This window comes from Nocardia sp. NPDC060255, from assembly GCF_042727395.1.
Classification (GTDB): domain Bacteria; phylum Actinomycetota; class Actinomycetes; order Mycobacteriales; family Mycobacteriaceae; genus Nocardia.
The window spans coordinates 115,955-130,003 of the sequence record NZ_JBHXAU010000022.1; the positions used below are offsets into that span (position 1 = coordinate 115,955).

General features: G+C 63.1%; 10 protein-coding genes and 1 pseudogene. 5 read left to right on the top strand and 6 right to left on the bottom strand.

The genetic code is table 11. From position 1 onward, the window contains the following. Nucleotides 1-286: 286 nt before the first annotated feature. The 4 genes and pseudogenes from ACFWF1_RS32565 to ACFWF1_RS32580 all read right to left on the bottom strand — a co-directional run bounded on the left by ACFWF1_RS32565 (nt 287) and on the right by ACFWF1_RS32580 (nt 5,706). Nucleotides 287-2,419, bottom strand: coding sequence for an N-6 DNA methylase (locus ACFWF1_RS32565; protein ID WP_379285323.1), 2,133 nt, complete (start codon nt 2,417-2,419; stop codon nt 287-289). A gap of 20 nt (nt 2,420-2,439) precedes the next feature. Next, nucleotides 2,440-2,637 (bottom strand): hypothetical protein, encoded by a 198-nt coding sequence (locus tag ACFWF1_RS32570; protein WP_379285321.1) that lies wholly within the window; start codon nt 2,635-2,637, stop codon nt 2,440-2,442. A 426-nt stretch (nt 2,638-3,063) separates the two neighbouring features. Next, nucleotides 3,064-4,457, bottom strand: a pseudogene (locus ACFWF1_RS32575) (IS1380 family transposase). 340 nt (nt 4,458-4,797) lie between these two features. After that, entirely contained in the window at nt 4,798-5,706 is a 909-nt protein-coding gene (locus ACFWF1_RS32580; RefSeq protein ID WP_379285319.1) for an alpha/beta hydrolase, read from the bottom strand. Between the two features lie 52 nt (nt 5,707-5,758). Here ACFWF1_RS32580 and ACFWF1_RS32585 point away from each other — a divergent pair, with 52 nt between their 5' ends. Continuing rightward, nucleotides 5,759-6,373, top strand: coding sequence for a TetR/AcrR family transcriptional regulator (locus tag ACFWF1_RS32585; RefSeq protein ID WP_379285317.1), 615 nt, complete (start codon nt 5,759-5,761; stop codon nt 6,371-6,373). A 114-nt stretch (nt 6,374-6,487) separates the two neighbouring features. After that, entirely contained in the window at nt 6,488-6,751 is a 264-nt protein-coding gene (locus ACFWF1_RS32590; RefSeq protein ID WP_379285316.1) for a hypothetical protein, read from the top strand. A gap of 23 nt (nt 6,752-6,774) precedes the next feature. Here the strand turns inward: ACFWF1_RS32590 and ACFWF1_RS32595 are convergent, their stop codons facing one another. Further along, nucleotides 6,775-8,304, bottom strand: coding sequence for a M28 family peptidase (locus ACFWF1_RS32595; RefSeq protein ID WP_379285314.1), 1,530 nt, complete (start codon nt 8,302-8,304; stop codon nt 6,775-6,777). A 568-nt stretch (nt 8,305-8,872) separates the two neighbouring features. Between ACFWF1_RS32595 and ACFWF1_RS32600 the strand changes: the two genes are divergently transcribed. The 3 genes from ACFWF1_RS32600 (at nt 8,873) to ACFWF1_RS32610 (ending at nt 12,933) form a co-directional block, all read left to right on the top strand. After that, complete coding sequence (locus tag ACFWF1_RS32600) at nt 8,873-10,639, top strand: sugar-binding protein (RefSeq protein ID WP_379285312.1); 1,767 nt, start codon at nt 8,873-8,875, stop codon at nt 10,637-10,639. A gap of 65 nt (nt 10,640-10,704) precedes the next feature. Continuing rightward, a complete protein-coding gene (locus ACFWF1_RS32605) occupies nt 10,705-11,469 on the top strand; it encodes a class I SAM-dependent methyltransferase (protein WP_379285311.1) in 765 nt (254 codons plus the stop codon). 153 nt (nt 11,470-11,622) lie between these two features. Continuing rightward, complete coding sequence (locus ACFWF1_RS32610) at nt 11,623-12,933, top strand: hypothetical protein (RefSeq protein WP_379285309.1); 1,311 nt, start codon at nt 11,623-11,625, stop codon at nt 12,931-12,933. An 89-nt stretch (nt 12,934-13,022) separates the two neighbouring features. On the opposite strand, the gene hemF is transcribed toward ACFWF1_RS32610, so the two are convergent. Next, nucleotides 13,023-13,952 carry an oxygen-dependent coproporphyrinogen oxidase gene (hemF, locus tag ACFWF1_RS32615; RefSeq protein WP_379285307.1) on the bottom strand — a complete coding sequence of 310 codons (930 nt, stop codon included), beginning with the start codon at nt 13,950-13,952 and terminating at the stop codon, nt 13,023-13,025. Between the last annotated feature and the right edge of the window lie 97 nt (nt 13,953-14,049).

Here is a 14,049-nt window from a genome sequence, read left to right on the forward strand (position 1 = left end):
CGTGACTCACAGTGATGTGTTTTCGCAGGTAGAACCCGGATCAAACCTCTGGCAAGGGGTCTGATCCGGGTTCGTTTCCCGGCAGCTCCACCGAATAGAAGGCTCGTGCTCGCAAAGAGCGCGAGCCTTTTTCGGTTCCGCGTGTTTTGTGGGGGCGAAGCCCCCACACCCCGCCCGGCGTTGCTTCGTGCCCGGACCCCCTCCCAAGCGCGCCGGTCCCGAGGCCGCGCCCCTCCCAGGTTCGCTGGTCCCGCAGCCCGCCCCCGGATCCCCTTCGCAGCGACGATCAAGACCTCTGCGGCCTGAACAGGGCGATTGCGGTGTTAGTCCGCTTCTCGTTCGCGATTTTGACTTGCTTGCGGAGAGCTGCGATGCCCGCATCGGCGACGGCCAGTTCGGCGCCGATACGTTGCTGTTCGTCCAAGGGCGGCATGGGGACGAACAGCTTGCCCATGTTGGTTGAACTGATAGACGGAATCGTGGTCCCCGCGGCTCTGTTCTCAATCCAAGCTTTGGTTGAAGGAAGCGAGAGGAAAGCAACTAAAAACCCTGGGTCCAGCACACTTCGGTCGAGCACGCGCAACCTAAGTAATCCTGTCCCAACAATCATTCCTTCATTACTGTGATCGGCAAGTGCGCAGGGGCCGAGGGTTCCGGTCCTGACACAGAGGAGGTCATCGCCCTTTAGTTGGTATTTTCCTAGCCTGTCAGCCGCTTCGGGTGTGACTCGCCTCGTCGGCTCACCTGTAATTCTGCGGTCCTCCAGTTGGGCCGGATCGACGATGGGGACACCGTCCTGCACGAAGTCAAGTTTCTTGATGATGTCATTCGAAGGGCCGGCTTGGATGTCGCAGAGGGTGCTCAGGTGCACCGCATTTTCGCCAGCGGAAGTCCTCGTGTTCGAACCATAGTCGGCGGGATTCAGTGAGTATTCGAGACATCTGATCTCGGCGATATCGACCGCAACAGCGGAACTTCCCTTATCTAGGGCCGTCGGGAGAGGTTCGACACCAGCCTGCCATTTCAGGGCGCATTCGACTACGGACTGCATGTCCTGCTTGCTCAGTCGGCGCCTGCCTCGTACCTTTTCGCCCGCTGCGCGGGCATCGATCAGAAGGACGGAGTCCTTTGCCTTTTCTGTCCGTGTAAGGAACCAAATGCTCACTGGTACAGACGTTTTGGCAAACAGTCCGGCAGGTAGCGCGATAACACAATTTACGACGCCCTTCTCGATCATTGCCGTACGAATTGCAAGTTCATCCTTATCTTCCGACACCCCTGCCTGATTTGGCATAATGACCGCCGCGTTACCGCCAGTGCGTAGCGAGGAGAATGCATGTTGAAGCCAAACGTAGTTGCTATTCTTCTTTGGAGGCGCCCCGAAGGGCCACCCTCCCTCAGGTGGCAGCCAGTCGCCGGAAGTCTTCTGGTTGAAGGGCGGGTTCATCATGACGATGTCAGCGGACACCGGCTGCTCCGCGAGATCCTCTGAGGACAGGGCATCGCCTGGAAGCAGTTCCGCGACCTCTGCGCCATGAACAGCGACGTTCATCGCCGCCAAGCGAAGCTGCTCCGGGTGTCGGCCGTACCCCGTCGCCTCTACCGCTTTGGTGGCGGCTGCCCCCGCAAGGAACTCGCCGAAACGAAGATACGGATCGTGGCACCGTACGGGGGTCGGCGCGTCGTGGAGAAGGACCTCGGTCACAAGATGCACGACGCCACGAGGAGTGTAGTACTCAGTGCTGTCGCGGGAGCCCCACTCCGCAAAGCGATCGAATATCGCTTGAAATGAGTTGCGGTCCAATTCTTGACACATTCGCAGGACTTGGATGACGTCCTCGGCCGCTTCCGGTCGCAGTCGTGAGAAGACTGGCCTGACGCCCGGCAGCACGCCATGTTCGCGCAGCACAGCGTCCACGACTGCCCCTATGGAGTCAAGCAGTGTGGCCGGGTCTCGCTGATGCACAACCGCATCCGTAGCGAGATCGGTTACTCTCGCCCACTGATCGCGAGCGCGATCCCTGACGAAAACGGTGCACAACAGCAAATGCAGATAGTCCGCCTGCGGTCCAGAACCGCACACCCGCTGGGCTAAGGGGCCAAATAGCTCAGCGAGGGCATCGGATTGGCCGGATCCCACCTTGCGCCCCTCATTGGCTGCTGTGCTCTGGCGGGCGTTGTTCCGTTGCGTCAATCTCCGGGTAATCCGATCGGCGTACGTGCAACCGCTTCTCTCGGTCGGCAGGAGCCTGTCATCGGGGATCCGGCGGGCCTTCAGCCACTTGATCATTTCAGCAAGCGCGAAGAAGTCGCCTTCCGCCGTTGTCCGCGGGCGAGGGAAGCCAGCATGACGCTTCTTCCACACCGAGAGAAGCGCCTTGTTGATGCCCGCCAACTCGGCGATCTCGCGGCGCGACACAAGGCGGTTCCCGTTCCCGGTCACTGGCGAAGTCCGAGCCAGAACTTGATGACCGCAAACGCGAAGACTGTCGCTCCGGCACACCCAGCCGCGCCGTGGAAGAGCGCGGATGGTAGAGATCCGCCATCGACAACGGTGAGGATTCCGGCGATAATTCCGACGAGTGCGCCGGACAGCGTGGCAACTAGTATCAACAGAACTCTGACGGTGTGGGACATCAGGCTCCTCCTTTTCGACGGCCCGAGCGAGAAGTTGTCTCGCTACATGCCCGAAGCTACTGCTACAGGGCCAGACTGGTAAGTGCGCATGGGCATGCGCACTGCGCCACGACGGACTTGGCTGTTCCGGATCTACGGCGATGTTGGAGCGTCCAAATGTGCTTGACCTGCAGATATAAATCCAGATCTGAGGTCTGAACTGTCCTTATTGAGCCTGCAATCTGTTAACGCCTGTTATCGCTGAGCGGGTGACCAGCCTGCTGATCCTGCCTCGTGCCATTGCCTAAGCCTCGATCCACCGATGAGGTTGCCGGGTGGTCTGCGCGCCTGTGGCGCGCGGAGCGCGGGGTTTCTGGGCTGGGGGTAGCGGCTGGTCTGTCCAGCCTTCCCACTGTTGTTCCTGGTCGTAGGGCGGTTTGCGGGTGTTCAGGCGGTGGAGAGTGTGGCGGTGGTGGTGGCCTGCCATAGCTGCTGCCAGGCGCTGGCCCAGGGCCAGTGAGCGGGCAAGTGCAGGACGGGCTTTCGTTGCGGGCGGGCCACGCCGGCGGGAACGGCGATTATCTTGCGTCGCAGTGTGGTTCCGCGGGCTTTGCTCAGGTGCGGGTCTGCGAGGGCACCGGCCGCGCGCAGCAGGTTGTGCGCGATCGCCGCGCACAGCACCCAGACGGAGTTCGCGCCGAAGCGTCCAGATGGCATGTGTGCCAGTGGGCCGTCGATCAGGTTGGCGAACACGGTCTCGATGACGGCGCTACGGCGGTGGGTGAGGTCGGCGGCGACTGTGGGTTCGGCCGAGTCGGTGAAGAAGGGGTGATACCGCCAGACAGGGAACAGTTCGTCCTGGCGCGCGGCGTCTTTGACACGGCGCACGATCAGCCGTGCGGTGACCTTGTCGGGTTTGGAAGCGAAAGCGGTATACGGGATTTCGGCGATTTCGGCGTCGGAGATTTACTCACCGGTATCGGGGTCACGCACCGCACCCGGGTATTTCACCGGTGTCCACGCATCGGCCGGGATCGCCGCGATCGCCTTGCGCACGGCCGGGTTCTGGGTCAGCACCAGTGAGAACCGCACCCGGCGCGGCGGCAGGCTCCGATCACGGCCCGGCCACCATAGGCCGAATCGCCACGGACCAGGACCTCACCGGTCACTCCCGCCGCGCGGGCGGTCGCGACCGCTTGAGCGAGCATGCGGGCAGCGCCTCTCGCCGAGCCGGCCTTACCGGCCCGCAACCGCATCCCGGCGATCCCCGGCGCAGCGGTTTCGGTGCTGATGGTCGTCGCCAACGGCGAAAGCCCTTTGCGCAGAATCTGTTTACCGGCAATCTTGGTGAACCCATAAGAGGCACCCTGCTTGGCATACCCCTACACCGGCCGCAGCAGTGAGTCGATGTCGATGAACGCCCGCTCGCCCGAACCGGGCAGCAGATCGACTTGAGCACACAACCGTGACAGGTGCGTCCGTAACACCGCTTCCAACTGGCGAGCATGCCCGAAACTGAACTCCCGCAACAGAGTTCCGATCGTCGAGGGCGCATACACCCGATCGAAGACCGTGCTCAACCCGCCGCTGCGCAGCACATCGACATCATCGATGCTGTCCGCGCCCGCGCACATCCCCGCAACCAGCCTCGCCAGCTTCGGGCCCGGGTTCGCCGAGCCGGACTTGATCCGCGGCGCGACGATCGACACCTTCTGCGCCAGCAGCTCACCCAGCCCGGTCTGCTCGGCCAACCCCATCACCGGCACAAGACCAGCCAGCGACACGAGATTCTCATCATCGAACATCGCCGACCCCGCGGCGAACTTATGCGAAACTTGCACCCGAAGTGTCCTCTCAAACTGCATGATTGTTGCCTAGACAACAGCAATCATTCCGGTTCAGAGGGCACTTTTTCGACAACGACACCCGGCTACCAGCCGATCATCGGTGGATCGAGGCTCAGAACTCGTGGCGGAATCTCAGAATGGTTGGCGGTGACGTGGCGGATCCACCACGGTTCTGAGATTCCGCACTCTTCGCTGGCAGATCGGCTGCTCCCCCGGCCCTGTTGGTCGCATTCCTTCTGGCGATCAGCTTGCGGTGTGGTAGTCCGACTGCCCGGTAATGCCGATGACACGAAGTTGGTGTCGTGGTGTGGTCGTAGCCCGCATCGCCGGACAGTCATCTGATGATGGCAACCTGGTGTTGAATATCCGCCAGCGCCATTACCAGTTGGCGGATTCCGGGGTCTTCGATCGGGTAGTGGCCTGCTTCTTCGAGAACGAGAAGATGTTTCGGTGCGGCGATTCGGTCGAAGAACCCCTGGCTGACCGGTAGCGGCGTCCAGCGGTCGGCGCCCGGGTGGAGCAGCCACACGGGGCAGGCGGTGAAATCCTCCGGCTCGACCAGCGGCGCTGAGCGCAGGTAGGTGCGCAGGAAACCGAGCGGTATCCATACACCCCCGCCTCGCCGATCGGCGATGACGGTGGCGGTGAGAGCGGGCAGGTTGGACATCGCAGTCATGTTGGCCACCAATCGCATCGGCACGCGGATCCGGTCGAGCAGCGGAAAGAACAGCGGTGCGCCGATGGTTCCGAGCCAACGGTATCGGCCGATGGCTCGACGGGCTTGTGGTGAGCGTGGGTCGAGCAGGCACGTGACCGCGATCGCGTCAGCCATACCGGTGCGAGCTGCGGCCTCGTAGGCGAGCATGCCGCCCATGCTGGCTCCGAACACGACCAGCGGGCGCGGATCAACCGCCTTCTCGGCCCGCACTAGATCGGCGACACAGTCGACCCAATCCGAATAACGCACCGCCGCTGCCGATCCCACCTCAGTACGGCCATACCCCGGCAGATCGGGTATCAGTACCTCGAAGCCCAATCGCGCCGCCAGGACCGCGAACGGCCACATCACCGCTGCATGCCCGCCGCCGCCGTGCACCAGCAGCATGCGCGCCGGCGCGTCCGGCCGGGTCACTCGCTCGATGTGGATGCGTGCGCCGCGCCACCGCCACCAAGTCGATTCGGGTCGGGACGTCGGCTCGGGACGGAGATCATCGGGAAGAAAACCCAGGTAAGAGGCGTGCATGCCACAATGATTCGAGTAAACCTCGGTTTTTACAACTCGGTTTCGGGAGACCATGTCGACCCCACGCAAAACCCCGCGCCAGCAGCGATCAGAGTTCACCTTCGACGCGATCCTCGACGCGGCTGCTCGACTTTTCCAACAGCACGGCTACGCCGCGACCACCACCAACAAGGTCGCCGAACTGGCCGGGGTATCCATCGGGACGCTCTACCACTACGTACCGAACAAGGACGCGCTGCTCTACGCGCTCGCTGAACGTCACCTCCGTAACGGCGCAGCAGATCTGTTGTCCGAAGCAGTCCAATTACGCAGTGAGCAGCCGTCTCTGGCCGAAACCGTCCGGCGGCTGATCACCGCGGTCGCCCGTCTGCACACTGCCCAGCCGCACATGCATCGCCTGCTCTACGAACAGGCACCCCGTACCCTTGCGAGCACCGACATGCTGAAGCAGTTCGAACAACTTCTGGCGGACGAGGTTGCCTTTCACCTGAGCCGTCTCGGCTTCGGCGGAGCCGATCCGGCGCTGACAGCGGTGCTGGTCGTGCAAGCTGTCGAGGCGCAGATCCACGGAGTCGTTCTTGAGCCACTTGTCGGCCGCACGATCGAAGACTGCGTCGAGGCCGTGATTGAGTTCTGGACACGAGCGCTCACCGCACAGGCAACCTGATCGCAACCCAGACGTCCCGCGCGAACATCCCGTCATGCCCCGTATCGAGCGATCACCCGAGGGAGGTAGCGGACGTCGCGCGCGACTCTGCGGAAGATTGATGCGATCCGCTCGTTGCAGGACGAGTTCAACCAGCGGGCCCGTGAAGCCTCGAAGGGTGGTTCCAACTCGGAGTTGCAGTCGATCCTGTTCGAGCAGCCCTACTGTCGGATCAAGACCGTGGTTGAGCGCTGTGGTGTTTCACGACCGACTGCGACCGCATGGCTGCAAGACCTTGTGACAGCAGGCCTGCTTCAGGACAGGAAGGTCGGCCGCGACCGGCTGTTCATCAACCGCGATTTCCTGAAACTGCTGGTCAGGACCGAGTCTACGGACTAGAAAACATATGAAACATACTTCGGTCAGCTGGCGGGGGCGGTTTTGCTGCCAGTGGTGGCATGTGGGCCGGATGCCGCACGGGGGGCTGCCTGGATGGTGGGGAGCTTGTCTGCCATGGCCATGTTGATCACCATGTTGCCGAAGCCCCGGGACATGAACTCCATTACGGCGAAATCATTGTTACTGAAGTTGTCGCACCAGCGGAACGGGTTGTCGACGCAGCCGCCGTCGGTACCGGGGACTTTGCCCTCGAAGTTGCCGGTCGACCCGCCGAACAGGGCGACGTCTGATGGCAACTTGCAGCAGTCCTGCCCGGTGAGGACGCCGCTTGCCGGGATGCCGACCTGGTTGAAGCTGAAGGCGTCGGTGCCGACCGGGGAGAACAGGATGTGGTTCTTGCCGATCGAGTTGAAGTAGTTGATACCTAGGTCCCTGGCAATCTGGGACGGTTTGTATACGTTCGGCGGGAACTGCGTCGTGACGGTGCGGCCGAACAGGTCTACCCCGGCCGGGTCGAGCACGCCGACGTCGTAGTTGGGTGTCGCGGTCACGTCCGCGTCCAGGTCGTATCCGATCTTGGCGAGCTCGGCTGGACTGAGGTTGTTGACGTAGAACGACGAACCGAGCAGACCGAGCTCCTCGCCGCCGAACCAGATGAACCGCAACTTGTTGTGTGGCTTGACCTTGTGTAGCAGCTGGGCTGTGTTCAGGATTGTCGCGGAACCGGAAGCATTGTCGAGCATGCCTGCGCCGTATATGGCATCCAGATGCGCGTCGACGACGACGGTGTGGTTCGGGTCGCCGTACTTGGAGTCGGCGATGAGGTTGTAGTCATCGGCGTCCGGGTTGACCGTCGCCTGCACGTCGACTGTCATCGTCGGCACCGCGGACCCGCCCGCGTTGACCTGGTTGAGCAGATCGCTGCCTGTCGCGAACGACGTGAACGCGACCGGGATCTTCGGCACGATCCGGTTGCCGTCGGCACCCACCAGGCTGCCGCTGATGACGTCGGTACGTCCAGGGTTCCCTTCATTGAAGACGATCACTGCGGCGGCGCCGGCGGCTTGGGCATTCAGAACCTTGACGCCGTAGGAGCAGCTGCCGCGCTGGATCAGCGCGATATGGCCCGGCACGAAGCCTGCGAAGTCGGCTGCGGTGCAGCCGCTGCTCGAGCTGGGGGTCGGGGTCGGCGGGATGACGATTCCGCCCGCCGCCTGCAACGGGGCGGTTGCGGTCCCCGCGGCCTGGCCGGGATTCCAGTCGGAGACGACGGTGTAATCGTGTGGCGTCGGGGACGTTTCGCTGAACTTCGGCACACCCTTGAAGGCGAAGTAGAAGAATTTGTATTTCTGGATCGTGACGTCGTAACCGTTGTCACGCATGACCTTGGCTACGTAATCCACCGACGCCTTGTAACCCGGCTCGCCAGAGTTACGGGACGGGTGGCCGTCGGGACCTGGATGGGCATCGGCGATCGCCTGGAAGGCCCGCATGTGCCGCTCGAGGTCTGTCGCCCGGATACAGGGCAGCAGCTTTTCCGCTGTTGCGTTCACGCGGTGGAAGCAGCCGGACGTGCTTGTGTCCTCGCCGTTCGCAGGCAAGGCACTGGCAGGTACCGCGGCTATGCCTACCAGCAAAGCGGCTGTCGCCGAGAAGATCATTAGTCGGCGGATCAGTCGTCGTGGACGTCGTGACATAGCCGTGCTCCCGTCAAAACCATTGGAGCCGAGTAGATTACGTACAGCGTGACAGGCGTCCGTGACCCTGACAAAATCCCCACTTGTCGCCAGTTGTGTCGCTTGATCGTTATCGGTTGACGTTGTATTCGACTGCGCCGCTGCGCGTTTTCTGAACCTCGACGCGTCGAATCAGCTTCTCCGCTTCGGACACACCCTTGCTGATCCACTACGCCATCCGCTCTAGCGCGCCGATGAAGGCAACTTGTTGTTCCGGGGCCGGCACGGCGTAGTGGCGGCGTTGCGCTGCCACTCGGTTCGACCCCTGTACGCCCACGCTGACCCGCGCTGAATGGGCCGAAACCATTACCGCTGTGCAGGACGCGACTGGCGATGTGTTGTGATTCGACGGGCACTCGAGGTGGGTAACGGCTGGAGGTAGCGGATGGCGGGCGCAGGGGTCGAGACCAAGCTGAGTCGCCGTGCTGTTCTTGCCTCGGCCCTGGCCGCGACCTTGGTGCTCGCGGATTGTTCTTCGGACAGTAAGAGCCGGAATGCACCGCGGGATCCCGCACATACCGACGTGTTGTTCGTCGGCGCGCATCCGGACGATGAATCGAGCAACCTCGCGACCTTCGGCCAGTGGCACGAAGATCTGGGGTGGACCACCGGCGTCGTCACCGTCACGCGTGGCGAGGGCGGCGGCAATGCGGTGGGTCTGGCGGAAGGGCCCGAGTTGGGTCTGATTCGCGAAACCGAGGAACGGAAAGCGACCGGCCTCGTCGGTATCGAGAACATCTACTATCTCGACAAGCCGGACTTCTGGTACACCCTGTCCGCGCCGCTGACCGCGCGCATCTGGGACGAGCAGGACACGTTGGCCCGGGTGGTGCGTCTGGTCCGCCTGACCACCCCGCACACGATCGTGGTGATGGATCCTCGACCGTTCAATCAGCATGGTGGCCACCAGCTTTCGGCGCGCCTCGGCATCGAGGCGTTCCGGCTGGCCGGTGACCCGCACGCATACCCGGAGCAGATCGCCGACGAGGGGCTGGCACTGTGGCACCCCACCCGGCTCCTTGCCCAGAACTACGGGTTCGACTCATTGCTCGGACCGGACGCAGCCGGACAACGGCGCACCGATCCGAGCTCTGGGCTGCCGGTCATGGGCGTGTGGTCCGGTGTCCGCTCGCGCCGATACGGCACGACCTGGGCACAGGCCGGGCGCGACGCGACTCGCCTATATCTGACACAGGGTTTCGCGGCGAAGCCCGCACAGCTGCCGACGGATCCGCAGCAGCTCGGTTCGGACTGGTTCACCGTGCTGGCCGAAGACGGCCGGTACGTCGAGGTGCCGGTGCAGCGGCAAACGGGACTGAAACCGCTGTTCGCCGAGTTCGCCGACTGGGCCGACCGGACCGGTTTGCCCTGGTTGGCCAACCGGGTGCAGCCTGACTATCCGCCGAACCCGACCACCACGATCCCGGCCGTTGCGACCGCGCCGGTCCTGAACGGCATCGAGGGGCCGGGGGAGTACCCGGGACCTGAACTGCCGCTTGCGGTTTGGCAGGGCGGTGGTAGTTGCTCGGCGACCGCGAAGCTGGCCAGGCACGACGACGACCTCTACGTGCTGGTCAACGTGACCGACGATCGAAAAGGGGCCGAACTGGCGGCCGACGACATCAAAAGGCATTGGCGCACCGACTCGGTCGAGATCGCCCTCGATCCGCACGGCGAATCCGACGACACCTCAACCACTTTCAAAACCGGCATCCTGCCGTACACCCAAACCGGCCCAGCGGCCGAGCGCGACGCCGATAACCAGCAGGGCGCGACGCCGCCCGGAATGCAGGTGGCCGCGAACGTCACCGAGCCGTACCGCGGCTACTCGGTCGAAGTGAGGATCCCGCTCACCGCGCTACCCGCACCGGTCGATCCCGCCAGGTTCGCGATGAACATCCTTGTCTACGATTCCGACACCGACGACAAGACCGGCCAAAGCCGTCTCGCCTGGTCACCATTCGGCAGCGCCCAAGCGGATCCCTACGTGTGGGGCACCGCGACGCTCGCGGACTATCGGCCGCGGCCGACGGCCGAAATGCCGCCCGCCATACCGCAAACCGCCGCGCGCAGCGCCGACTCGCCTGCCTCGCTCGCCCAGGCCAGGCGCACCGGAGTTCCGATCGCGGGCAATCCCAGGGCCACCCGCTAGGTCGGCTCGCGTCACCTGAACCCGGTACCGTGAAAACACCGCCGAGTAAGGGATTTTGGTACGTCATGACTGAGCAGCAATCATGTGTCGTCGACATCGAGACGATGCCGCGCGGCGGCCCGGGCGCCTCCTGGCTGGACCGGCGGATGCAGACCGACGTGCTCGAGTACATCGACCGCTACGACGTGCCGGACCACATCAAACAGGTGGTCATCAGCGAGCTGGACCGTCAGGACTGGCACGAGGACAACGCCCGCACCGCACTGGCATTGGTCGCCGACATCGACAGCCCGCGAATCCTCGAACTCGGTGCGGGCCACGGGAAACTGTCCGCGAAGATCCTCGAACTGCACCCCACCGCCACGGTGACCATCACCGACCTGGACCCCACTTCGGTCGCCGGCATCGCCGCGCACCAACGCGCGACCACCCGGGTGATGGACGCCACCGCGATCGACGCCCCTGAAAACAGCTATGACCTAGTCATTTTCGCGATGTCGTTCCACCACCTGCCCCCGGCGCGAGCCTGGCGCGCCATCGCCGAAGCCACCCGCATCGGCACCAAGTTCCTGGTGATCGACCTCGCCCGCCTACCAACCCCGATGCTCCCGCTGATCCCCGCGCTGGGAATCGTCATCGCGGCGCCGGGCGCATTCCGCAAGGGCCCGTTGACCATCCTGCCGTTCCTGCACGACGCGATCATCAGCATGCTCCGCGCCTACCGCCCCCAAGCTCTAACGGCCCTCGCCGCAGCCGCCGACCCGGCGATAGAGGTCGAATTCTTACCAGAACGCCCCCCGCTCGTCCGCGCAGTCTTTTCTCGTCCATGATCGGCCGTCGACACCGGTAGTTCGCTCGAATTCGTGAGGCACAGTTCGAGTAGTTCTGGCTACTCGTAGAAGCCCACGTGCACGCAGGTCACAGGCCACTCTCGCAGGGTCGTCTACCCGGGTTCTGTCGGTGGTGCTCGTCACAATGTCGGCATGGAATCGACGAACTTGATGTCAGTCGGTGGGACCACCGCGATGCAGGCGGGTGCAGGCATCGCGCTGTTGGTCTGTTTGGCGGCAGCGGCGGGCTTACCGTTGGTGTTTGCTGTCAAGCGGGCAAAGGACGAGCCGCGCGGTCCTCGGCTGATGACTGATTTGATCAAGGGTGCCGCAGGTGTGTCGTTCGTGCTGTTTGTTCTCGGAAGCGCGGCGCTTGTCAAGGCTTGGCCGTCCTTAGCAGCGTGGTGGGGATGGGCGATTATTGCCGTAGTAGTCGTCTTGTTCTTCGTAGTGATCGTGGTGGACACGTTGCGGTTCTGCCGGGCCGGTGCGGTAGTTCTTCAGCTGACGCCAGGAGTTCCCTGGAACGTGCGGTTCACTCGCTGGCGTCGATTGGCCATACGTACGCGACGTGCGGTTCTGGCGGAATATCATCGTGCCGCGACGGCACCGGCATCGCCTAGATCCTGGTACGGCCGCAGGGGCGGGCGTACTCTAACTGTCGTTGCGGCGTTGTCGGCTCTTGTACTCGGACTGTCGGTGAGTTCATACCTTCGGGTATCCGCACCCGAAGAGTACTTCCGGCAATGGGTTTCGCTCTATGGCTTCGGGCTTGTTCTTGCGGTACTCCCGCCGCTTACGGTCGCTTGGGCAGTACTGGCGTGGATCCATGGGCAGCCGAAACTCGGTGATACCTTCCAGAAGCTTCGCGGTTGCGGCGGAATCGGCACCTCCGTCGGTCTTTTCGTGGGTGGGACAGCCTTTTACGTGCACAATGCCTTTCCGTCGCGCGAGCCCATTGCTGCGCCTGGTCAAGCCTTCACAGTCGGAACTTTCTTGAATATCGCGAGTGTCGGCACGATTACTGGGTTCACTCTCGGCTTGTTCTTGGCAGTGCTTGATTCGGCACACCGGCTGAACAACCGATACAGCGCAGTGGGGGCGATGGTCGTCCTTGTGACTTTTGCTACCGGAATGTGGACACATGCTGTTCCGCCACGTGTCGTCTTTGCCCGATTGCTGGAGAACGTGACATCGGGAGTGGAGCCGATCGACCCGGCGCTACTCACACCTACGACGGACTGGCGAGTTGTGATCGTCAGTAGCGAATCCGAATGGGTCACGATGTTCCCCACCGCATCAGTGCTCACGATCGCCGTCACGGTGATCAGTGTTGCGCTGTCCGTATGCTCTGTGGGCCTGTGGTGGCGGACGCGTCCGTCCACGCGTGACCGAGATGCGGCCTTCGGCAATGGCTTAAGCCATTCTCGTCCTGCGGTTGACCAGCAAAAGGGCACTCGATAGCCCAACGAAGGTGGCGAGAACAGTCGGCGCCGATTGCTGCTCGTGATCGATCGCCGCCGACTGGAACAACCAACCTTGCGGAGGTGAGATTACGTGTCCAGCGGCTTTTGTAGAAAGCTTGCTGGGAGGTCGGGTTTCGAGACCCAGTCGGTGGGTTGGAGGAAGCGGGCGGTGTCGGCCTCTGGGGTGTTGGGTTCAGGGGTGGTGTGGGACTGCCAGGTGGCGATGGGCGGGAGGGACATCAGTACCGCTTCGGTGTTGGCGTGGGTTTGCAGGCCGAAGCGGGTGCCTCGGTCGTGGACGAGGTTGAATTCGATGTAGCGGCCTCGGCGGAGTAGCTGCCAATCTCGTTCTCGTTTGCCGTACGGGATAGGGCAGCGGCGGCGGAGGATTGGTAGGTAGGCGGGGAGGATGGTGGTGATGCCGTCGGTGATCAGGGCCAGGAGCGGATCGAATTCGCCGGTGAGGCGGTCCAGGAAGATTCCGCCGATGCCACGCATCTCGCCGCGATGGGGAATCTGAAAGTACTTGTCGCAGGCGGCTTTTCCTGTCGGGTACCAGTCGGGGCCGTGCCGGGTGCACCAGTGCTCGAGGGTGCGGTGGAAGTGGATTGCGTCTTCGTCGAATCCGTAGGCGGGGGTGAGATCGCAGACGGCGCCGAACCACCATGTGGTGGAGTCGATTTCGAAGTAGCGGAAGTTTGCGTGGAAGGATGGCGCGAAGGGGTTGGCCGGATGCAGCACCAGTGAGATGCCGGTTGCGGTGAACGGCTTGCCTGCGATATCCGATCCGGTCACTTCCGGCAGACCTTCGCCGCTGACCAATGAGACGTTCACTCCGGCCCGTTCGAAGACCTGACCGTCCGCTAGAACACAGGCGAGTCCGCCGCCGAGCTCCGGACGTTGCCAGGGCGCGGGCCGGAATCGCCCTGTCTCATCGAACTTTTCGAAAGCCGCCACCAACCGTTGCTGTTCCAGCATGAGTCGGTCGGCGATGTGTTGCGCGCGTGAATTCCCCACCCGGCCTCCTCGGTCTCCCATCCGCTTCGGCTCGTATCCAGCATCGCACGCGATGACGATGGAGGTGACACCCGAATTCTCGTGGCATCAGCCCTCC

What these genes read in the sequence shown, in the direction of transcription:
- ACFWF1_RS32570 (WP_379285321.1), bottom strand. Translation starts at nt 2,637, where the DNA reads ATGTCCCACACCGTCAGAGTTCTGTTGATACTAGTTGCCACGCTGTCC.
- ACFWF1_RS32580 (WP_379285319.1), bottom strand. Translation starts at nt 5,706, where the DNA reads ATGCACGCCTCTTACCTGGGTTTTCTTCCCGATGATCTCCGTCCCGAG.
- ACFWF1_RS32585 (WP_379285317.1), top strand. Translation starts at nt 5,759, where the DNA reads ATGTCGACCCCACGCAAAACCCCGCGCCAGCAGCGATCAGAGTTCACC.
- ACFWF1_RS32600 (WP_379285312.1), top strand. Translation starts at nt 8,873, where the DNA reads ATGGCGGGCGCAGGGGTCGAGACCAAGCTGAGTCGCCGTGCTGTTCTT.
- ACFWF1_RS32605 (WP_379285311.1), top strand. Translation starts at nt 10,705, where the DNA reads ATGACTGAGCAGCAATCATGTGTCGTCGACATCGAGACGATGCCGCGC.
- ACFWF1_RS32610 (WP_379285309.1), top strand. Translation starts at nt 11,623, where the DNA reads ATGGAATCGACGAACTTGATGTCAGTCGGTGGGACCACCGCGATGCAG.